At 57.9% G+C, this 20,062-nt stretch carries 20 protein-coding genes and 2 pseudogenes; all 22 read left to right on the forward strand.

Going from position 1 to position 20,062, the window contains the following annotated elements; translation table 11 throughout:
- Nucleotides 1-7: 7 nt before the first annotated feature.
- The 22 genes and pseudogenes from IPH10_05300 to IPH10_05405 all read left to right on the forward strand — a co-directional run bounded on the left by IPH10_05300 (nt 8) and on the right by IPH10_05405 (nt 20,053).
- Nucleotides 8-820 carry a radical SAM/SPASM domain-containing protein gene (locus tag IPH10_05300; GenBank protein ID MBK6910336.1) on the forward strand — a complete coding sequence of 271 codons (813 nt, stop codon included), beginning with the start codon at nt 8-10 and terminating at the stop codon, nt 818-820.
- 7 nt (nt 821-827) lie between these two features.
- Nucleotides 828-2,123: a replication-associated recombination protein A gene (locus IPH10_05305; protein ID MBK6910337.1), complete on the forward strand. Its 1,296-nt coding sequence runs from the start codon at nt 828-830 to the stop codon at nt 2,121-2,123.
- Nucleotides 2,124-2,128: 5 nt separating this feature from the next.
- On the forward strand, nt 2,129-2,815 hold the full coding sequence (locus tag IPH10_05310; GenBank protein MBK6910338.1) for a Crp/Fnr family transcriptional regulator: 687 nt from the start codon (nt 2,129-2,131) through the stop codon (nt 2,813-2,815).
- Between the two features lie 39 nt (nt 2,816-2,854).
- Entirely contained in the window at nt 2,855-3,541 is a 687-nt protein-coding gene (locus IPH10_05315) for a Crp/Fnr family transcriptional regulator (protein MBK6910339.1), read from the forward strand.
- Between the two features lie 91 nt (nt 3,542-3,632).
- A complete protein-coding gene (locus IPH10_05320; GenBank protein MBK6910340.1) occupies nt 3,633-3,818 on the forward strand; it encodes a DUF2892 domain-containing protein in 186 nt (61 codons plus the stop codon).
- Between the two features lie 289 nt (nt 3,819-4,107).
- On the forward strand, nt 4,108-4,965 hold the full coding sequence (locus IPH10_05325) for a hypothetical protein (GenBank protein ID MBK6910341.1): 858 nt from the start codon (nt 4,108-4,110) through the stop codon (nt 4,963-4,965).
- Nucleotides 4,908-5,717 (forward strand): exo-alpha-sialidase, encoded by an 810-nt coding sequence (locus IPH10_05330; protein ID MBK6910342.1) that lies wholly within the window; start codon nt 4,908-4,910, stop codon nt 5,715-5,717. The genes IPH10_05325 and IPH10_05330 overlap by 58 nt, the downstream gene beginning before the upstream one ends.
- Nucleotides 5,617-6,099 (forward strand): T9SS type A sorting domain-containing protein, encoded by a 483-nt coding sequence (locus tag IPH10_05335; protein MBK6910343.1) that lies wholly within the window; start codon nt 5,617-5,619, stop codon nt 6,097-6,099. The genes IPH10_05330 and IPH10_05335 overlap by 101 nt, the downstream gene beginning before the upstream one ends.
- Before the next feature lie 596 nt (nt 6,100-6,695).
- Nucleotides 6,696-7,151, forward strand: coding sequence for a hypothetical protein (locus IPH10_05340; protein ID MBK6910344.1), 456 nt, complete (start codon nt 6,696-6,698; stop codon nt 7,149-7,151).
- A gap of 49 nt (nt 7,152-7,200) precedes the next feature.
- Nucleotides 7,201-7,380, forward strand: a complete 180-nt coding sequence (locus tag IPH10_05345; GenBank protein ID MBK6910345.1) for a hypothetical protein — start codon at nt 7,201-7,203, stop codon at nt 7,378-7,380.
- A gap of 359 nt (nt 7,381-7,739) precedes the next feature.
- Nucleotides 7,740-8,633, forward strand: a complete 894-nt coding sequence (locus tag IPH10_05350; protein ID MBK6910346.1) for a hypothetical protein — start codon at nt 7,740-7,742, stop codon at nt 8,631-8,633.
- On the forward strand, nt 8,630-9,145 hold the full coding sequence (locus IPH10_05355; protein ID MBK6910347.1) for a T9SS type A sorting domain-containing protein: 516 nt from the start codon (nt 8,630-8,632) through the stop codon (nt 9,143-9,145). The genes IPH10_05350 and IPH10_05355 overlap by 4 nt, the downstream gene beginning before the upstream one ends.
- Nucleotides 9,146-10,033 carry a 4-hydroxy-tetrahydrodipicolinate synthase gene (locus IPH10_05360; GenBank protein ID MBK6910348.1) on the forward strand — a complete coding sequence of 296 codons (888 nt, stop codon included), beginning with the start codon at nt 9,146-9,148 and terminating at the stop codon, nt 10,031-10,033.
- Nucleotides 10,034-10,192: 159 nt separating this feature from the next.
- Complete coding sequence (locus tag IPH10_05365; protein MBK6910349.1) at nt 10,193-10,963, forward strand: fumarylacetoacetate hydrolase family protein; 771 nt, start codon at nt 10,193-10,195, stop codon at nt 10,961-10,963.
- Nucleotides 10,964-11,043: 80 nt separating this feature from the next.
- Nucleotides 11,044-12,542 (forward strand): annotated as a pseudogene (gene hpaE / locus IPH10_05370) (5-carboxymethyl-2-hydroxymuconate semialdehyde dehydrogenase).
- Between the two features lie 49 nt (nt 12,543-12,591).
- Nucleotides 12,592-13,248, forward strand: a complete 657-nt coding sequence (locus tag IPH10_05375; GenBank protein ID MBK6910350.1) for a hypothetical protein — start codon at nt 12,592-12,594, stop codon at nt 13,246-13,248.
- A gap of 56 nt (nt 13,249-13,304) precedes the next feature.
- Nucleotides 13,305-14,832 (forward strand): annotated as a pseudogene (hpaB, locus tag IPH10_05380) (4-hydroxyphenylacetate 3-monooxygenase, oxygenase component).
- Nucleotides 14,789-15,358, forward strand: a complete 570-nt coding sequence (locus IPH10_05385) for a flavin reductase family protein (protein ID MBK6910351.1) — start codon at nt 14,789-14,791, stop codon at nt 15,356-15,358. Before hpaB ends, IPH10_05385 begins: the two are co-directional and overlap by 44 nt.
- 112 nt (nt 15,359-15,470) lie before the next feature.
- Nucleotides 15,471-16,526 carry a fatty acid desaturase gene (locus tag IPH10_05390; protein MBK6910352.1) on the forward strand — a complete coding sequence of 352 codons (1,056 nt, stop codon included), beginning with the start codon at nt 15,471-15,473 and terminating at the stop codon, nt 16,524-16,526.
- Between the two features lie 96 nt (nt 16,527-16,622).
- Complete coding sequence (hpaD, locus tag IPH10_05395) at nt 16,623-17,669, forward strand: 3,4-dihydroxyphenylacetate 2,3-dioxygenase (protein MBK6910353.1); 1,047 nt, start codon at nt 16,623-16,625, stop codon at nt 17,667-17,669.
- 1,260 nt (nt 17,670-18,929) lie between these two features.
- A complete protein-coding gene (locus IPH10_05400) occupies nt 18,930-19,478 on the forward strand; it encodes a hypothetical protein (protein MBK6910354.1) in 549 nt (182 codons plus the stop codon).
- Between the two features lie 77 nt (nt 19,479-19,555).
- Nucleotides 19,556-20,053, forward strand: a complete 498-nt coding sequence (locus tag IPH10_05405) for a hypothetical protein (protein MBK6910355.1) — start codon at nt 19,556-19,558, stop codon at nt 20,051-20,053.
- The last annotated feature ends 9 nt before the right edge of the window (nt 20,054-20,062 follow it).

Genomic DNA, 20,062 nt, shown 5'->3' on the forward strand with positions numbered 1-20,062 from the left:
GTGTCGTATGAAGCCGCTTCCAGCCTTGAACCTGAACTCGATTACGCCAGACATGCTTCAGCACTGGCCGCTCGAATACCTGCGGCATCTCCATTTGGAGATGGGACAGCAATGCAATGTGCGCTGTTCAATGTGCTACCAGACGAGTTTTTCACCCAAGGACAAACTGGATGATATCGTCTGGAAAGAGAAGTTGCTCGATGCCTATGCGGTGATAGAAAGTATCACGATGCAGGGGGGCGAGCCGACGGTGCTTCCCAATTGCCTGGAACTAGTGCGGATTATCACACGCGATTTTCCGCACGTCACATTGGACACGGTAACGAACGGCCTGATGTGGAATGGCGAGTGGGAAGATGCCTTTCTATCGCAAGGCAAGGTCCTCTGTCTGACAGATTTCGACCGCAGTTACGCCGTCCGCCACCGTGTCGCGCCCGTGCGTTCGTGGCAGGAAATGGCTCGCCCAACAGGTGCTTGCCCTGTCGGATTCGATGCCATGATCGTCGGTTATCGCGGTATCGTGCGCCCCTGCTGCAAGAGCTGGTATCCCTTTGGTGATCTTATGAAGAGTAGTCTGCGTGAAGTCTGGAGCAGCCGCGCCGCCGCACTATTCCGCGGTCGAATGTTGCGTAACGACTTTCGTGATTGTGCCACGTCGTGCGACTTGAACGCCAACCCGGTCAACGAGAAGAGATCGCTGGCCCGGCGCGGCTACTGGCTGCTGCGCCGCGAGCCGGACCTCGCCTTGGCAAAGGTAAAGCGCAAGTTTGGCCTGAGCAATGCCCAAGTTGATTTGCCGGTCCTGAACCGGTCTTCATAACCGAAGAATGAACGAACATCTTCCGCCCTTAGCCGAACGCATGCGACCGTCCAATCTGGGCGGATATGTCGGGCAAGAACACCTGCTCGGCCCCGATGCGTTGCTGACGCGGTTGATTGCGAGCGGTTCGATTCCCAGTCTAATCCTCTGGGGTGAACCGGGTACGGGCAAGACAACGCTGGCGCGGATTCTGGCCACAACGCTCGACTATATCTTTGTCCCAATCTCGGCCGTGGCGACCGGTGTTCCCGAGCTTCGGAAGCAGCTTGAGGCGGCCAGCCTGCGCCGCAAGGCCGGACAGCGGACCTTGCTGTTTGTGGATGAAATCCACCGTTGGTCAAAGTCTCAGCAGGACGCCTTGCTGCATGCGGTCGAGGACGGCACGGTGACGCTGCTGGGCGCGACGACGGAGAATCCCTCGTTTGAGGTCATTTCACCCCTGCTCTCGCGGGCGCGGGTGCTGCGGCTTGAGTCGTTAGGCGCCGACCAGCTTCGGGACCTCCTGCGACGGGCGTTGGCCACGGATTCCGAGCTGCTGAGTCAGCGGGTGACGGTTGCCGATGACGCCGTAGATGCCCTGTTGACCCTCTCGGGTGGCGATGCCCGGGCCCTCTATAATGCCCTCGAACTGGCCGCCCAGATTGCCCCTGTCCGGGATGGCGGCCGGGTAATTGACCGAGCGCTGGTCGAAACAGCGGTGCTGCGCCGACTTCCCCGCTATGACAAGGCCGGGGATCAGCACTACGACACAATCTCGGCCTTTATCAAGTCTGTCCGGGCCAGCGACCCGGATGCGGCGCTTTATTATCTGGCGCGGATGCTGGCGGCGGGCGAGGACCCGTTGTTTATCGCGCGAAGATTGATTATCTTAGCGAGCGAGGACATTGGGAATGCCAATCCTAACGGGTTGGTGCTGGCAGCCTCTTGCTATTCGGCGGTGCATGCCATTGGGATGCCCGAAGCGCGGATCGTCCTGTCCCAATGCACGACCTATCTCGCCTGTTCGCCGAAGTCCAATGCGGCCTACGTGGCGATTGACAAGGCGCTGGAAGTGGTGCGCGCGGAACAGGCGCCGGCGGCGGTGCCGATGCATCTGCGTAATCCGGTTACCGGACTCATGAAGCGGGAGGGCTACGGTCAAGGCTACGTTTACCCTCATGATCAACCCGGTCATTTTGTCGAGATTGAGAATTTGCCGGCGGAGCATCGCGGCACACAGTTTTACGAACCTTCGAATCAAGGGCGGGAAGCCGAGCTCGGAGACCGGCTGACGCGCTGGTGGTCGAAGCGGCGTAAGCCTTAGGGTACATGGACGCACACGAGATCCTCTCACAGTTTGAGTTTTATCAAAACGCCCACGACACGCTGCAAGCGGAGATTCTCTCGCATGCGCGGGTTGTGACGTTGGATGGCGGCACGGAGGTCTACCGGGAAGGCGAGGTCTGTGAGCGGGTGGCGTTTGTGGGGGATGGCAGCATTCGCGTCTTCAAACGGCACGACACGGGTCGGGAAATCACGCTCTACCATGTGCGGCAGTCTGAGAGCTGCATCCTGACGGCCTCGTGCGTACTGACGGGCAAACGCTATCCGGCGACGGCCATCGTTGAGTCGGAGCACGCCGTTGAAGCGGCCCTGTTGCCGCCCCAGCACTTTCATCGCTGGGTGCATGGCGAACCGGTGGTTCGGGACTACGTATTTGGGCTGATGAGCCAGCGCATCGCGGACATGATGGCGCTGATCGAAGAGATAACGTTTGGCAAGATGGACGAGCGCATTGCGCACTTTCTGCTCGACAAGTTCACGGGCGAAGGGACGTATCTGCGCAGTATCCACGTCACGCACGAGCAGATTGCCGATGAACTGGGCACGGCGCGTGAAGTGGTCAGCAGATTACTGAAAGAGTTTGAACGGGCGGGCGCGCTGGAGCTGGGCCGCGGGCGCGTGCGCATGGTGAACGAGCGGCTCTTGAGAGCGTTTGCGGGAGAGTTGTTGTAATGTTTCTGCATCCATGTAGACAACTCAAAGGAGAAGCCGATGGAACGGCTCAACATTCTCTCGCAGTTCGAGGTCTTCACTACCGCACCTCGTGACTTGCGGGAGGCCATGCTCGAGCACGGGCAAGTGATGCGGTTGGAGAGCGGAGCGCGGGTTTTTAACGAAGGGGACGCCTGTCAGGTGGTGCCCTTCATCGGGTCGGGCGGCGTGCGGGTGTTTAAGCACAATGGTGCCCGCCGCGAAGTCACCCTCTATCACGTCGGCGCCGGTCAAAGCTGCGTGATGACGATGTCGTGTACGGTGAACGGCTGTTCCTATCCCGCAAGTGCGGATGTCTTGCCGACGGGGCCGCTGGAATTTGTCGGTTACCCGCCGCAGCGAATGCTCGGTTGGATTGATAAATTCCCCGAGATGCGGTCGCACTATCAGCAGATGATGCATCAGCGGATGGTGCATCTGTTCGGATTGATCGAGGACCTGACGTTCACGCGGATGGATCGGCGCATTGCGTCGTTCCTGCTGCAGCGCTTTGCGGGCGGCGGCGTGTTCACACCGAGTCTGAATATCACTCACGAGCAGATTGCCGATGAATTGGGCTCGGCGCGCGAGGTGGTCAGTCGGCTGCTGAAGGAGTTTGAGCGGTCGGGCGCCGTGGAGCTGTCGCGGGGTCAGGTGCGGATGACCAACGAGAATATGCTGCGCATATACGCGGGCCAATCTCAATGAAATGTGATTTGGTCACGGTAAAATCGGTGGCGGCTGAGTACAATGTACTCAGCCGCTTTTGTATTTGGGTAAATCCACAGGAGGAACAGAAATGACGATGAACGTAGGCAGCGCGGACCGTGTGATCCGCATCGTAATCGGATTGGCCGTGATTGGCTGGGGCATTTGGGCGAAGAACTGGTGGGGCGCCCTGGGCGTTGTGCCGTTATTCACGGCGATGATCAATTGGTGCCCGCTTTACACGGTTTGCGGTGTGAAGACCACTTCGGCAAAATAATCGAGTCGGCGCGACTCGGTTGGGGCTGAGCAATCGGCCTCGCAATGCGGCCTCCGTCTCCCCCGGAGGCCGTTTTTTTACACACCGCTCACACCTTTTGCACAGGCCAACGCAAGAAATCCATGCTATACACGCAATATATGCACGCACATCACCACAAGAAAGAAAATCTTAGTGAATGTAATTAATCAATTTATGAAAATTCATGCACGTAGCACAACCTTTGCAAGGGTCCAGAATGTGTCTTGGTGGGCACAATCCCCGGGTCAACCGCTGCAGGAGGCTGACAATGACACGGTTTCTACACGTTCTGTTACTTTTGGCGCTGGTAAGCACCGCACTGGCCGCACCTCCCCCGACCAAACCGCTGACCGCGGTCAAACCGGTGGACGGCTCGGAACAGCCGCACTTTTCGAACATCCCCGATCCGACGCGCTATGGTCCACAGCGCGATGCGCTCGATGAACTGGTGGGCACGGCCTACGCCGGGGGAACAACCTGGTATGACTTCCAGCATAATGGAACGACGGGTAAGATGATTGATGTGGATGCCGAGGGCTTCGTCCACATCACCTGGACGAACGGCTTGAATTCGAGTTCATCGGAACGCCACGTTTACTACAACGTGTGGGATCCCGGCACGCAATCATTCACGATCAACAACGGTCAGGCAGATGGCTCCACTCGCGCGGGCTATGTTACTGGCGTTTCACTGGACAACGGCTTCTTCTTTCCGGGTTTCCACGAAGAGCTGACCACCGGCGGCACGGCGCATTCCGCCTCGTCTATTGACCTGATCGCCCGCGCGGGAGCATACACGGCTTTTGAACCCGGTTATCTCGAAGAGAATGGCGCGGAAATGGAGATCATCTGGCCGAAAATCGCCGAGGATCGCCACGGTAAACTTCACATGGTCTCAACGGAGAATCCGGCTTCCGGCGCGGCCGGTGATCCGCAGCGCATCTACTACTCGCGCGGTGAACCGCAGTTCGACGGCGATTTCGGATCAGAAATTGTCTGGGAGGGCGTTAACGGCACGACGGAGCTGCTGGAGCTCGATACCGTGATGGTCATTTCACCGGACGTTGCGTGCTCCGCATCAGCGACCGCGTGGTCATCGCGTGGTCGAAAAGCCGCGACGACTTGAACGACAATCCGACTCAGTACAATAACGATATCGTGTATATCGTGTCGGAAAACGGCGGCCAGACTTGGAGCGATGAAGTCAATATCACCAACTTCATTCCGCCCGATCTTGATTGCGCGTCAGGCGACACGCTGATCTGTGACATGGACACGTTCCGTACATACACCGACCTGTCGGTGATTCTGGATAACAACGACGACATTCATATTGCCTTCACGACGGTGCACTACTATTCGCTCGAAGGCACGATCTCGCGCTTTTCATCGCAGATCTGGCATTGGGGCAGCGACATGGGCTACATGACGCCGATCTTTGCGCACACCGCCGCCTATTTTGATACGAACTGGGCCACCGATCTGGGCGATTGGCAATACACGCTGCAGCGTCCTAATCTGGCGATTGACGACGAAACCGGCGAGGCTCTACTGCTGTTTCGTGCGCGCGGATTCGGCCAACTGGTCCGAAGGCGGCGTGCCCATGCAGGACATCTGGATCTCCAAGTCGTGGAACGACGGCGTAGCCTGGACGATGGCGCGCAACGTGACGAACACGAATACCGGCCAATTTATGCCGCCGGGCCAGAGCATGCACGAACGCGACGCCTCACTCGCGACCGAAGTCACCTCGAGCGGCGGCGTGAAGTTCTTGCACATGTTCTACGTTCTCGATCTGGATGCTGGCGGCGCGGTGGGCAACAACCCGACCGGCGTACCGACGTTGAATCCCGTGCATTATCAGCGGATTCCGGTTGATTCGATTCCGAACATGCCGCTCTGGCGCAACGACTGGCCGGTATTGCACGTGGATTCGACCGACATGCCGCCGCTCGTGACCACATCAGTTCCGACCGACGGCCCGGCGCTGCCGACGGCCTTTGCGCTCTACCAGAACTACCCGAACCCGTTTAATCCGGTGACCACGATTCAGTTCGACTTGTCACAGGCCAGTCGCGTCTCGCTGCGCGTCTTCAACGTCATCGGGCAAGAAGTCGCCATGCTGCTTGACAATGAGTCACTCAGTGCCGGGGTTCAGACCATCGAATTTGATGGTTCACAGTTGGGTTCAGGAGTCTATCTCTATCAGTTGGAGACTGCCGGATTGACGCAGACCCGCAAGATGGTTCTGCTCAAGTAACTCCCAAGCGGGAGCGGGTGCCCTTGGCAGAGGGTGTCCCAAGTGAGGCCCGTGCCGCGAGCCTCAAGTCAAAACGTGTACGGGCGCAAGCAGGTGTCGCTTCCGTACACGGATGCAGATCGGGCGAGGCTCGCGGTGGCCTCGCCCGTTTTTTTTTGAGGTAACTGCACGATCATAGTCCTATCTGGAGGGCGCCAAATTCCTTTCAGTAAGGAACAGTGCGTCGTCTACGACTCACAAACGTTGTGACACGGCAACACGATAACGATCAATTTATGATTATTAGTTAGAATGGAATTGAATAGCGCACCCGAACTCTGTCTCGTGCGGCCTGCACGTTGTCATTTATAAACATAAATTTATTAGATATTTGCGAGGGTCAGTTGTGTGACATTGACACATGAACACAAGCCTCCTCAAGTTTTCACTAAAATGGTGTATGTGGATGGTGTGGACAATCATGGCGAAGGCGACTTTTTCTATCTTGTTAGATGACCTTTAGATGTGAATATCCGATTTTGACACATTGTGAGAATGCCCGTATATTTTTGGCGCATGGGCAGGGATGGGTGGCAAGCGAACCAGAGGGACGACGAATGTTAGGTCTTATCAGTATGCTGCGCTCAGGTTTCGCGCGGCCGGTGCTGGGCACACCGGATCACGGGCGACAACTTCGCGGCACGCCGGACGCCGGAGCGACCGTCGCCGCAGATGGAATGAACGCCGCGTCGCCGTCTGCCGGAGCCATCGGCCAGGACGTGACCGCCGGCGATGCCGAGGAACCCGACGCACACACAGTGATCAACCAGGTCGCAGAGATGCAGCGCGAAATCAGTAGTCGCCCCATCCGCGAACTGGAACGACGTGCGGATCGGATGCTCGTGGGCGAAGGCAGCCATCGCGATGAACTCAGTCAGGTGTTGGCGCGGTTCGACGAATGGCGCAATGCGCTGCTGCCGTGGCTGATCCGCGAGCAGTATTTGCTGTTGCCCATTATCAAGCAAAGATGGCGGCGCACGCGGTGGCGACTCGGAGGAAGCGTATGTCGGTGAATACGCGGACATCGCGCGCAACGCCGCGGCGGACCACAACTTCCTACTGATGCTATCGGACGAACTCGACCGGGAGTTAGCCGTACTGAAGGGCAAGGAATCTTGCCCGCCGTCCATCGCTCGCTTTAGCTATGCATTCGGGAAATTTACGGAGTATCTGCGGGCCGAGTGCCACGTGGAAGACAACAAGCTGCTCCCACGTTTCATGGGCCATCAGACGGATCGGTAAGGCAAACTGAATCTCGAATAGCGCCGGATGACATCAGGTCATCCGGCGCTTTCGTTTGCGGCCAAGGGCACCTTTCGTATGTCACCTGTTCTTGACGCCTGATACCCACCGCGGATGCCACCGCCTCTCGAAGCGGGCGCGGGAAGATAATGTCCGGGCGTTGGGATTATAACTCAATATTTAATAATCTATTGAACAAGGCGTGTCGGTGCCATCCGAGGGCGACTAAAGGTTTCATTTTCAGGGATTTGTTCGTATAATTTAGGCTGGGAAGCTAACTTGGAGAACTCCCCTTGCGCGTCGTCACTCGTTGGACTTACTTTGCATTGCTGATATGTACATGTGCGTTGTGGGCCGATGTGCCCAAGCTGATTAGCTACCAGGGCGTTCTCACGGATGATCAGGGTCTGCCTGTGCATGACGGGACGCATGACATGTCGTTCGCGATCTATGCCGAGGCCACCGGCGGAACAGCCCTATGGTCGGTCAACCGTCCCGTCACAACGGTCAACGGAGTCTTTGAAATTCTGCTCGGGGAGAACGGTGCCCTTACGCTGCCCTTTGACCGGGATTACTGGCTTGAGACGGCGTCCACTGCGGGGACGTTTAGCCCGCGCGCCAGACTGGTCTCTTCGCCTTATAGTTTGCGCAGCGGCGATGTGGATGATTCCGTGGCCGTGCGCAGCCTGAACGGCCTCCAGGATCATATTGTGCTCGACGCTGGGCCGGGCCTGAGCTGGGTGCATGCGGGCGACACCTTACGTTTGACGGCACAACTCCCGCGACTGGCCACGGATCTGTCCGGTGCAACGACGGAACTGACGGCCGAATGGCAAAGTTACGAAGGTCTAAGCGCCGCCGTGCAATGTTCAGGGACGGGGATCGTGATCTGCGAATCCAGCATCTGGCTGCAAGTCTCGCACACGCAGGGTACGGCCGACCGTATCCAGCTCTGCCATGCGGAAACGCAGAACAGCGGCGGACCAAACGTCGGCTATTACAGCTTGCACAGCGTCCCCGCCGAGTTCCCGACGTATGTGAACAATGATGCCACGCACTATGTCAAGACGGTCTTTGAGATCGCGGCGGCGGGCGAGCATACATTCTACTTGAATGCGCGCGCGACGCAGGGCGTCGGCGGCGACCGCTTATGGTACGGCAACGTGACGGCCACGTTTTATCCTGCGCACATGTTGGACGGCATCCCGACACTTGACGGCGCGCTCGAAGGAACCGAGAAACCGTCTCGATGAAGTATTTTCTCGCATTGCTTCTGCTGACAACGCTCGCGCATGCGCAACCGGCGGCGCTGCCGCTGTCCGTCACGGCCAATGGCGCGTTGACCGCCGCCACGGCAACGGGCGCTGTTTTGCGCGCGACACTTGGTCAGGCCGTGGCGCGCTACGCCAGCGCGACCGGTCAGGTGCTGCATACAGGCTTTTGGGCGGCGGCTCCGCGGCTTCAGGCTTCGCCGATCGGCGCCGCGCCCCGCGAGTTGCCGCACGAGTTTGCCTTTCACCGGGCCTATCCCAATCCGTTCAATCCGTCCACGACGCTCGCCTTTGCACTGCCGCAGGCGGCGGACGTGCGCTTGGAGCTATACGATGTGACGGGGCGACTTGTGGCGCGCTTGCTTGATGCGCGCATCGGCGCGGGTGAACATCGCATCACATGGCCTGCGGCGCGCCAGGCCAGCGGCCTCTACTACGCGCGCCTGTTCGCCGGTGAATACGCTTCCACTCAACGTCTCCACCTGATCAAATAGATGAAAACTTCACACCTGCGCGGCTCGATTGTCCCCATCCCGACTCCGTTTCGTGACGGCAAAGTAGACGAATCGGCACTGCAGAATCTGATTAACTGGCAAATCGAAAACGGCGCGCACGGGATTTCCGTGACGGGCACGACGGGCGAACCGAGCTCTCTTACGAATGCCGAACGCATGCGCGTGCATCACGTCGCCCATGAAGTAATCGCCGGGCGCGTGCCCTTCATGCCCGGAACGGGCTCGAATAACTTCGCGGAGGGCGTGGAGTACTCCCGCAATGCCGAGAAGCTCGGCGCCTCTGCGCTGCTGCTGATAGCGCCGTACTACAATCGCCCGTCACAGGAAGGGCTGTACCGCTACTTCACGGGCATCGCCGCGCAAGTCGGCATTCCCGTGATTCTCTATAACATTCCCGGCCGCACGGCGGTGAATATCGAACCGGAGACGGTTGCGCGTGTCGTCGAGAAATGTCCCAATGTCGTCGGCGTGAAGGAATCGAACAAGGATTTCGAGCACATCAACCGGCTGTTGCACAAGATGGGACGGGACTTTCTGGTCTATTCGGGAATTGAATTGTTGTGCTTTCCGATCTTGGCCATCGGCGGCGCGGGCTTCTTGAGTGCGACGGCGAATTTGCTGCCGCGCGAGACGGCGAATGTGTACAATCTCGTGCAACAGGGCAAGTGGGAAGAAGCGCGCGAGCTGCACTACCACATGCTGCCGCTGAACGACGCGGTGTTCTTCGAGATCAATCCTGTCCCCATCAAGACCGGCCTGGGTTGGATGGGCAAGATTCAGTTTGAAGTGCGACTGCCGCTGTGCGAAATGAGCTCCGCCAATCAGGAGCGCTTGCGCGCCGTGATGCAGAAGTACAATTTGATCTAATCCGTTGTCGGCGGGCGGGTGAAGTGTTTATCCCCTCCAGAGCATGAACCTGCCCGCCGCGCGGAATAAACCACATTCTCCTGAAGAGAATCCGACGAAGCGCGGTTCCCCGTCGAAGCAAAGAAGAAAATACCTCACACCTCTTACCGAATACCTTTCGTGAAACTCGCACGCTGGGCCGCCAACGGCCAACTACATCAGGGAGTGTTCCGCAACGGCACTCTGCACTCGCAAGACGGTACGGAGCATGATCCCAACGCGGTCGTCTGGCTGCCGCCGAATGTGCCCAATAAAGTCATCGGCATCGCACTGAATTTCGCCGACCATGCCAAGGAGCTCAACCTCGCCAAGCCTGATCTCCCGGCAATCTTTTTGAAGCCGCAGTCGTCGCTCGTTGGGCACAAGGCCAATGTGCTGATGCCGCCCAAGAGCGAGTACATGCACTACGAAGTGGAACTCGTCGCGATCATCGGGCGTACGTGCCGCTTTGTCAAAGCCAAGGACGCGCTCGACTATGTGCAGGGTTACACGATTGGCAACGACGTGACGATTCGCGATCACATCGGGCCGTATTTCCGTCCACCGCTGATCGGGAAGGGCTGGGATACGTTCGGACCGATTGGGCCGTGGATTGTGACCGCCGATGAATTCGGCTCGCCGCACGAAGTCGAACTCAAGACCTACGTCAACAACGACCTGCGCCAGCACGGCACAACAAAAGATTTGATCTACTCGTTGGAAGAGATGATCGAATACTGTTCGATGATCATGACACTCGAAGCGGGCGATCAAATCTGGACCGGCACACCGGCCGGCCTGTCGCACGTCTATCCCGGCGACGTGATGCGCTTGGAAATCCAAGGTATCGGCGCCCTGGAAAATAAAGTAGTGCCGGGCAATCAGGTGCTCTCGCCGATTCTGGGCAAGTGATCCTTCTTTCAGCGAGCGGGTTTAGCGTAGAACTTCCCCGCCGGAAACTGATTCTGACTTAATACTTCTGACTCTTCTTCATGCATTCCATACTCCACTACATCAACAATCATTTCGTCCCGTCACATGGCGGCGAGACGATTGAGATATTGACTCCGCTCACGAATTCGGTGATTGGTCACTGCGCTTCCGGTCAGCCCGCCGACATTGACACGGCGGCCAAGGCCGCGCGTAACGCCTTCGACAGCGGCGTATGGTCCAAGATGAAGGTCAAGGATCGCGCGAAAAAAATCCGCACGATCGGCGATCTGATTTTGAAGCATGCGGCGACGGTCGCCGAATTGGAAATTGAAGACACCGGCATTCCGCGCGCGCAAATCACCAAGGGCGCGATTCCCCGCGCGCCGACAATTTCTATTTCTTCGCGGATCAGTTGGAAGCATTGCGCGGCGACGCGTACACGGTCAATGACGAGTGGCTGAACTATGTGATCTATCGGCCCGTCGGCGTGGCGGGTTTGATTACGCCGTGGAACACTCCCTTCATGCTCGAAACGTGGAAGGTCGCTCCGGCGTTGGCGAGTGGCTGCACTGTGGTGTTGAAGCCGGCGGAATGGTCGCCGTTGTCAGCGTCGCACTTGTGCAAAATCATGCAAGAGGCCGATCTCCCGCCGGGTGTGTTCAATTGCGTGCATGGCTACGGCGAGTCCGCCGGTGCGCCGTTGGTCGCGCATCCGATGGTCAATCTCATTTCGTTTACGGGCGAAACCACGACGGGCCAGATTATCATCAAGAACGGCGCGGACACGCTGAAACGCTATTCGATGGAGCTTGGCGGCAAATCTCCGAACATCGTGTTTGCCGACGTGGACATGGAGCGCGCCATTGACGGCGCGTTGTGGCAAGTCTATTCTCTCAACGGCGAACGCTGCACGGCGGCCTCGCGGCTCTTCTTGCAGGACAGCATCCACGACGAATTCGTCGAGAAGCTCGCCGCGCGCGTGCGGAATATCAAGGTCGGCGATCCGAACGACATGGCCACTGAGGTTGGTCCGCTGATTCATCGCGAGCATTGGGAGCGCGTGCGCGGCTTCATGGACGTCGCGCGTGCCGATGGTGCGACGGTGCTCGTCGGCGGCGATCACCCGCTCGCGCTGAGCGGCTCGGCGGTTGACAAGAGCCACGGTAACTACTTCGCGCCGACGCTGATTACCAACGCGACCAACGACATGCGCATCGCTCAGGAAGAGGTCTTTGGCCCGGTGCTGACCGTGATGAAGTTTCACGACGAACAGGACGCGGTGCGTCAGGCCAACGACATCAAGTACGGCCTCGCTGGCTACGTATGGACCAACGACATAGAACGCGCGCATCGCGTCGCGGCGGCGCTCGAGTGCGGCATGGTTTGGGTCAACGCGCAAAACGTCCGCGACCTCCGCCTGCCCTTCGGTGGCTCCAAATGGAGCGGCATCGGCCGCGAAGGCGGGGAGCTCTCCTTCAAGGAATTCTTCATGGAAGCCAAGTCCGTCCACGTCCCGCTGAAGGCCGCGCACGTGCCGCAGATGGGCTCTTCGAAATAACTCTGTTAAATATTCTATTATCGGTTATTATCGGCACAGGAGTACAACGATGCAAACATTCATCACGCGACTGGCCACGATAGTTTTGATTATAGCTGCGAGCATGCAGGTTGCGCAAGCCAAGCGCGTCTTGCTGCCGCCGCCGGATGGCTACAAGGGAGTTGAAGTTAACGGCATCAAACTGGTCGTCGGCCAGGTTTACGTGCCGGAGTTCGCCGACACGACGCGTCTCAAGGCGTTTGGCTTTCGCGCGTTCGAAGCCATGGGCAGCACACACAATTACAAAAAGGTCAAGGCCGTCTGGCCGCTCGACACCGACCTGCACGCGCTTCCCGAGTGGATCATCGGCCTGACCTACGAGAAGGCCCGCAATGTCGAAGAGATCCAGCGCGCCTACACCAATTCGCCCGGCGATCCGCAGCTCGGCGGCTTCAATGTTGAGAACTACGGGTCGTTCTTCTACAACAGCGGTTACTACAACAGCACGACGAACAACTACTACAGCCCGTCGGGTTCCTACAATCCGGGCTGGTGTTCGTGGGAGAACGATTTCAACCCGGAAGCCTACCGCTACCGCACGACGACGCGCACGAATCTGAAGCCGACGGAGATCGGCAGCTATCCCGACAACAAGTTTCTTAAGCGCAAATGCAGCTGCGGCGTGTGGGGATGCACGCGTCACTCCGGCGGCCGCTCATTCCGCTAAGCGCATTTTTCAAACCACTGTTCTTCACGCAATCCAGCACATAGACGGAGACCGACATGCCCGCTCGCACAGGCGCAGACTTTCTGAAACATCTTAAGAACAACCCGCCGGAGATCTACCATCGCGGCGAACGCATCGCCGACTTCACCACGCATCCCGAGTTCAAGGGACACGCGCAGAGTCTGGCCGATATCTACGACCTGCAATGGAAGAACCCCGACGTGATGCTGGTCAAGGACGAAGAGTCGGGCGAGCAAATCGGGCGCACCTACATGATTCCGCGTACGGCCGACGACATCCGCAAATTGTCGGAGTGCATGTTGACCATTGCCGGATTCACCTGCGGTATGATGGGGCGTTCGCCGGACTATCTCAATCGTGCCATGGCCTCGTATGCCGGCGGTTGGAAGTACCTGGCGGAACAGGACCCGCGCTTCGGGGAGAATGCAAAGACTCTGCACAGGCACCTGTCACGCCATGACCTGTGCATGACGCACACGCTGATCAATCCGCAGGCCAACCGCGCGGTATCGGTCGCGGCTCAAAAAGACCCGTACATGGGCGCGCGCATTAAAGAAGAGCGCGCCGACGGTTTTGTCATTCGCGGCGCGCGCATGTTGGCCACCGCGCCGGTGTCCGATGAAATCATGGTCTTCCCCTCGACGCTGTTGACGAGCAATCCCGAAGACGCGCCGTACGCTTTCGGCTTCTGTATTCCTTCCAACACGCCGGGCCTGAAGTTCCAGTGCCGCGAGACGGTGAGCTACAACCCCAACGGCTACGATCATCCGCTCGGCGCGCGCTTCGAGGAACAGGACGCCGTGGTGATCTTCGACGACGTGTTTGTTCCTTGGGAGAAGGTCCTGCTGTACAAGAACGTGGATGTCTGCAACAAGGCCTACGCCGCTTCCGGCGCGGTCGTGCACATGTCGCATCAGGTGCTCTGCAAGAACATCGCCAAGAGCGAGTTCCTGCTGGGCCTCGCCTCGCTGATGGTAGATTCGATCGGCATCGAGCAGTTCCAGCACGTTCATGAAAAGCTGGCCGACCTGTGGGTGACGCACGAGACCATGAAGGCCTTCCTGCGCGCCGCTGAAGCGGATTGCCACATGGACGAATACGGCGTGATGCGTCCCGCGTGGGGACCCGCTCGACGCCGCCCGCAATCTGTTCCCGCGCACCTATCCGCGCCTCGTGCAGATCATTCAGCAGCTTGGCGCCAGCGGCTTGGTCGCCATGCCGACACATGAAGATCTAAACGGCCCGCTCAAGGAAGAGATCAAGCAGTACTATCAGGGCGCGCGCGTAGACGCCTACGAGCGTATTCCCCTGTTCCGTTTGGCCTGGGATGCGTCGGTATCAGCATTCGGCACGCGACAGGCGCTCTACGAGTATTTCTTCTTCGGCGACCCCGTGCGCATGGCCGGAGCGTTGGTGAAGAATCACCCGCGTAAAGAGGCGATGGAAAAGTTCGCCACTTCTTGTCCAAGATGCGCGACGAGGCCGAAGGCGAAGCCGGCGCAAAGCGCTGAACCGCGGCATGACCGACTACCGCACTCCGCTCGATCCTCGTACCTATTTTGACACGATCGGTCTGTTCGCGACCGGCGTTTGCGTCATTAGTGCGCCCGGCGAAACGGGCCCGCACGGCATGACGGCCAACGCCGTCACGTCGTTGTCCCTCGATCCAATGCTCGTGATCTTCTGCGTGGCCAAGCGCGCGCAGATGGCGCCCCACTTGCAGCCCGGGTCGCGCTTCACAATTAACATGCTTCGCGATGAGCAGGTCGCGATCTCGAATCATTTTGCCGGGCGATCCAAAGAGGGTGAAGAGCCCTCTTTCCGCTTTGTGGAGTGGGAGGGAGGACCGCGCCTCGAGGGCGTGCTGGCCGCCATTGGCTGCTCCGTCGATCAGGCGCTCGACGGCGGCGACCATTACATTATCGTGGGCCGTGTGCTCGCCCTGCACCGCGGCATCGAACCGCTGCATCCGCTTCTCTATTTCAAGAGCCGCTACTACGATCTCTCGGGCAAACTCAATCAAGCCGCGCCGGATCGCGAAGACCTGGGCGGCGACGCGCAGCTTTTCCTCGACCCTTGGTCGGGGTAACCTGTTCGCAACTACGTCGGAGCATTCCGTTCCGGCTTTCTGACTTTTTGAATCCTACCTTCCAATTATTCCGAGGCCCGTTATCAGCACCGAAATCACCGTTCAGCCGCGCGTGCGTCAGCGCACTACGCCCGCCGCACCCGCGCCCCGGCAGATCAACAATGAGAACGATCTGCTGACCATTCTCAATCCGTACATCAAGCCCTCCATCGGTATCTCGCTGTGGCAATTGGCGAACACGCTGCTGCCCTTGCTCGCGACGTACTATCTGATGTATCTAAGCCTGAGCTACTCCTATTGGCTCACGCTGGGGCTTTCACTGTTGGCCGCGGGATTTACCGTGCGCCTGTTCATTATTCAGCATGACGGCGGCCACAACGCCTTTTTCCCGAGCCGCAAGTGGAACGACCGCGTCGGCTATCTATGCAGTCTCTTCACGATGGTGCCGTACTTTTATTGGAAGCGTCAGCACGCGATTCACCACTCGACCAACGGCAACCTCGATCATCGCGGCATCGGTGACATGGATGTGTTCACCGTGGATGAGTACCTGCAGCTCTCGAAGTTCGACCGCTTCCGCTATCGCTTGTACCGCAATCCGTTCGTCTTCCTGCTGATCGGCCCGTGGATTCTCCTGCTGTATATTAACCGCCATTGGTCCGACCCCGTGCAGTACAGCCAGCGCGACAAGCGCAACGTCGTGATCTCCAATCTCACGATGGTGCTGACGTTTGCCGGGTTAGGCTGGTGGATCGGCTGGCTTCCCGTGTTGAAAATCGCCGTGCCGGTGCTCTACATGGCCGGCGGCGCGGGCATCTGGCTGTTTTACATTCAGCATCAGTTTGAACACACGTATTGGAAGCCTGATCAGGAATGGAACTTCGTGCGCGCCGCGATGCAGGGCAGCTCGTTTTATCGTCTGCCCAAGGTCTTGCAGTGGTTCACGGGCAACATCGGCTATCACCACATTCACCACCTGACGCCCGGCATTCCGAACTACCGCCTTGAGAAAATTTACAACGAGAACCCCGAGTTCCACGACGTCTTCGAAGTCACGATCCCCTCGAGCCTCAAAACGATGTTCCTAAGCGTCTGGGACATCCAACAGCAGCGCCTGATCAGCTTCCGTGAGCTAAAGCAAAAGTACATCCACGCCCAGCCCGCATAAGGTCGCTGATACGCGGCGGTACCCGCCGCGGGTGCCCCTGTCCGACTTCTGACTTCCGACTTCATACTTAATACTTCATCCCTCATACTTTCCGCCATGACTCCCAACATCTTGCGCACTGCGCACGCCGAATTCCGTGTCACTGATTTGGACGCGGCCAAACTCTTCTATGTGGACGCGCTCGGCTTCACGCTGGTGCATCGCGATTCCGAGCGCCTCTATCTGGGCAATATCGAGGAGCGCGATCCCTATTCACTCGTCTTGCGTCGGTCCGATAAACCCGGTCTGGCGCATTTGGCCTTCAAGGTCGAGCGTGAGAGCGATCTCGATTCGCTGGCGTGGATTGCGGGCGAAGACGGCCTCGCGCACAAGTGGCTCGAGCCCGGCGCGAAGTTCGGCATGGGCCGCACGCTCGCGATGCAGGACCCGCACGGCATTCCGCTGCACTTTTTCTATTCGATGGAGCGCCGCGACTGGAGTTTGCAAAAGTACCACGAGCACCGTGGCGCGCGCATTCAGCGCATTGACCACTTTAATTGTCAGGTGCACGACGTGCGCCGCGCCTATGAGTGGTACACCAAGCGCTTGGGCTTTCATTGCAGCGAATACACCGCGGCCAACGACGAGCCGCGCATCCCGGGCGAATATTCCCCGAAGAATCACAGCTTCAGTTGGCGCTGTGTCGAGACGGATGATCTGTGGGCCACGTGGCTGCACCGCAAACCGAATGTGCATGACATCGCGATGATGAACGGCATCGGCCCGCGCCTGCATCACGTCGGCTTTTGGGCCTATGACCGGCTGTCGATTTTGGATGCCTGCGACGTGTTGGCCAGCATGGGCTTGGTGGATAGAATCGAGCGCGGCCCGGGCCGTCACGGCCTGTCGAATGCGTTCTTTCTCTATTTGCGCGACTTCGACAACAACCGCATCGAAATTTACACCGGCGATTATCTGCTCACCGATTGGGACGTCCCGCCCGTCCGCTGGAGCATCAACGACAAACGCCGCGCGACGTTCTGGGGCCACCTCCCCCCCAAGAGCTGGTTCGACGAAGCCAGCCTCGTAGAAGACATCAACACCAACGACCTAATCCAAACCGGCGACCCGAAGTATTTCGGCAGGCCGACGTTTGTGGTGTAGGGAGGAAGGGAAGTCGAAATCAATACCTCGTGTTAGAATGGCACTTTCTCCTCTCAGCGCAACGCACTTAGCGAATTGGCCCTAGTGCTAAGAGACTTCCTTCCCGGGTCCGGAAGACCCGAATGGGGTAAGGGTTACGTCTGTTTTAAGTCGATATCCGAGAAGCATGGGATTGCGAACTATTGGATGAAGACGAGTAAGCATCCAATGGTAACGACAATGCTTTCGAATACATACGAGTTTCATCGCGACAAATTCTGTGACTTGATACTTGAAATTGTTAATGAGGGAATTTCATATCGCAAGAGGAACAACAATCCTATTCTACGAAGAGAGATTGACTTGATCAATGCCCATTTGATAGACTTAGAGTTCAAAATCCCGGAATTATGGGATGAACGATTTCTCAATCTTCTTTCTGTTGATCAATCTGAACGAGCAAAAGAGACAATTATTCGAGAGAAATCGAAAGAAAAGATCGCAGAAACTCAGTCGAATCAGTATCGAGAAGAATTGCATCAACTTTACGCGTTGTTTATAGATCTTTGGCAGGACTCAAACCGACAATCCGCAGGAATCAAACTGCAGAACTTGTTGGATAGACTGTTTCAAATCAGTGGATTAATTCCTCGACCAGTATTTAGAGGACAGGTGAAGAGATTGACGGATCATTCGAAATGGACCATGAGACCTACTTAAGAGGCAAGTGGGAAAGAAATGAGCTGTCAGTGGCACCTTTGGGCATTTTCAGAACGAAGATTGAGGGTAAATCCAGTTTCACGCGTGGAGTCCTACTTGCTATTAATGGAGTGTCAGAAGAAGCCAAAATAGCAATTGTAAGGGGCAAGCAACCGGTTTTCTTTTGTTATGAATGGGCACGACCTGATAGCCATTCTGCAGGAACAGGTTAGCCTGTTAGATTTCTTGCGCCAAAGGCAACGCATTCTTGCCGAAGAAGGCACTATGTTTGTACCTTTTGGAGAGTTGTTTAAGGGTTCACGTTTACGTACTTGATTCGCGGGCGGCCCCGCTGCGGGTGCCCTTCTTTAAAGCTAAGACTAAAACAAATTGCACATTCGTTCAAAATTTCGTATATTAGCTCCGAATGGAGCAATCCGCCCCGCTTCCCCCCTCGCACCTCCCGTCACAAGCCAAAACACCAAGTCAAATAAAACCGACTACTTCCGTTCCGACCAATGTTAGCGCGTGAACGCAAACCATAGACTTAGCCTACACCCGCCCGCTTCCTTCACCCCCCCAATGCCCCAACTCCTAACCCTCCTCATCCTCTGCACCGCCGCTTGCGCGCAAGTGTGGTCGCCGCAGCCTTCCGGCACGACGAATACGTTGGCCTGCATGGCGTTTGTCAATGCGGATACCGGTTGGGCCTGCGGCTCGGTGGGCACCTTGATCTCCACACAAGATGGCGGCGATACATGGGCCCCGAGCAACGCGCTGGGCACGTTGGCCACCTTCTCAATGGATTTCGCCGATGAAAACCACGGCTGGATCGTCGGCAACAGCGGCACCATCATGCACACCAGCGACGGCGGCGCGAATTGGTCTCCGCAAACAAGCAACACCTCACAAATTCTCCTCGGCGTAGATTTCGCCGACGCCAATCACGGCTGGGCCGTAGGCCGCATCGGCGCCATCGTCCACACAAGCGACGGTGGTGCAACGTGGACTCCGCAAAGCAACGGCAACGGCGATCAAATTCAAAGCGCCTTCGCCCTCGACGCCAACACCTGCTACATCACCGGCGTCAATGGCAACATCTTCCGCACCGACGACGCGGGCACGACATAGGTGCAGCAAACCCGGGCATAGACCGCGCCATCTACAGCTCCTACTTCCTCAATGCCGACACCGGCTGGGCCTGCGGCGTGGCGGGCAACATCCTGCGCACCTACGACGGCGGCGCAAACTGGACGATCCACTCGAGCGGCGATACGCTGCTGATGTACTCCATCCGTTTCGCCGATGCACAGCACGGCATCTGCGTTGGTGATAGCGGCTGGGTCTTGCACACCGACGACGGCGGCGAGAATTGGAATCCCTATCCGCTCAACACCTGGTCGCGCCTGCGCTGCGTGCGCCTGAACAGCGCGCTGGAAGCGTGGATGTGCGCGACGACTGGCGAAATCTGGCGCTACACCGACAGCGGCCTCGAAGCTCCCACCGAGCTAACCATCACCGCACACGACGGCGATCTGCATCTGAATTGGCGTTCCAGCGGCGCACCGTTCTACCGCGTCATGACCGCTCAAAACGCCGAAGACGACTTCCTCACCATCGCCGTGCAAACAGCCGACACCTTCGCACTGATCACACCGGATAACTCACAAGCCTTCTATCACGTCGTCTCGAGCGCCACGCCGTAACAGTCCCCT

The sequence above is a fragment of the bacterium genome, assembly GCA_016702305.1.
Taxonomy (GTDB): domain Bacteria; phylum Electryoneota; class RPQS01; order RPQS01; family RPQS01; genus JABWCQ01.

Excerpts from the sequence above, each read along its gene's own strand:
- IPH10_05300 (MBK6910336.1), top strand. The coding sequence starts at position 8 with ATGAAGCCGCTTCCAGCCTTGAACCTGAACTCGATTACGCCAGACATG.
- IPH10_05305 (MBK6910337.1), top strand. The coding sequence starts at position 828 with ATGAACGAACATCTTCCGCCCTTAGCCGAACGCATGCGACCGTCCAAT.
- IPH10_05310 (MBK6910338.1), top strand. The coding sequence starts at position 2,129 with ATGGACGCACACGAGATCCTCTCACAGTTTGAGTTTTATCAAAACGCC.
- IPH10_05315 (MBK6910339.1), top strand. The coding sequence starts at position 2,855 with ATGGAACGGCTCAACATTCTCTCGCAGTTCGAGGTCTTCACTACCGCA.
- IPH10_05320 (MBK6910340.1), top strand. The coding sequence starts at position 3,633 with ATGACGATGAACGTAGGCAGCGCGGACCGTGTGATCCGCATCGTAATC.
- IPH10_05325 (MBK6910341.1), top strand. The coding sequence starts at position 4,108 with ATGACACGGTTTCTACACGTTCTGTTACTTTTGGCGCTGGTAAGCACC.
- IPH10_05335 (MBK6910343.1), top strand. The coding sequence starts at position 5,617 with ATGTTCTACGTTCTCGATCTGGATGCTGGCGGCGCGGTGGGCAACAAC.
- IPH10_05340 (MBK6910344.1), top strand. The coding sequence starts at position 6,696 with ATGTTAGGTCTTATCAGTATGCTGCGCTCAGGTTTCGCGCGGCCGGTG.
- IPH10_05345 (MBK6910345.1), top strand. The coding sequence starts at position 7,201 with ATGCTATCGGACGAACTCGACCGGGAGTTAGCCGTACTGAAGGGCAAG.
- IPH10_05355 (MBK6910347.1), top strand. The coding sequence starts at position 8,630 with ATGAAGTATTTTCTCGCATTGCTTCTGCTGACAACGCTCGCGCATGCG.
- IPH10_05360 (MBK6910348.1), top strand. The coding sequence starts at position 9,146 with ATGAAAACTTCACACCTGCGCGGCTCGATTGTCCCCATCCCGACTCCG.
- IPH10_05375 (MBK6910350.1), top strand. The coding sequence starts at position 12,592 with ATGCAAACATTCATCACGCGACTGGCCACGATAGTTTTGATTATAGCT.
- IPH10_05385 (MBK6910351.1), top strand. The coding sequence starts at position 14,789 with ATGACCGACTACCGCACTCCGCTCGATCCTCGTACCTATTTTGACACG.
- hpaD (MBK6910353.1), top strand. The coding sequence starts at position 16,623 with ATGACTCCCAACATCTTGCGCACTGCGCACGCCGAATTCCGTGTCACT.
- IPH10_05400 (MBK6910354.1), top strand. The coding sequence starts at position 18,930 with ATGCCCCAACTCCTAACCCTCCTCATCCTCTGCACCGCCGCTTGCGCG.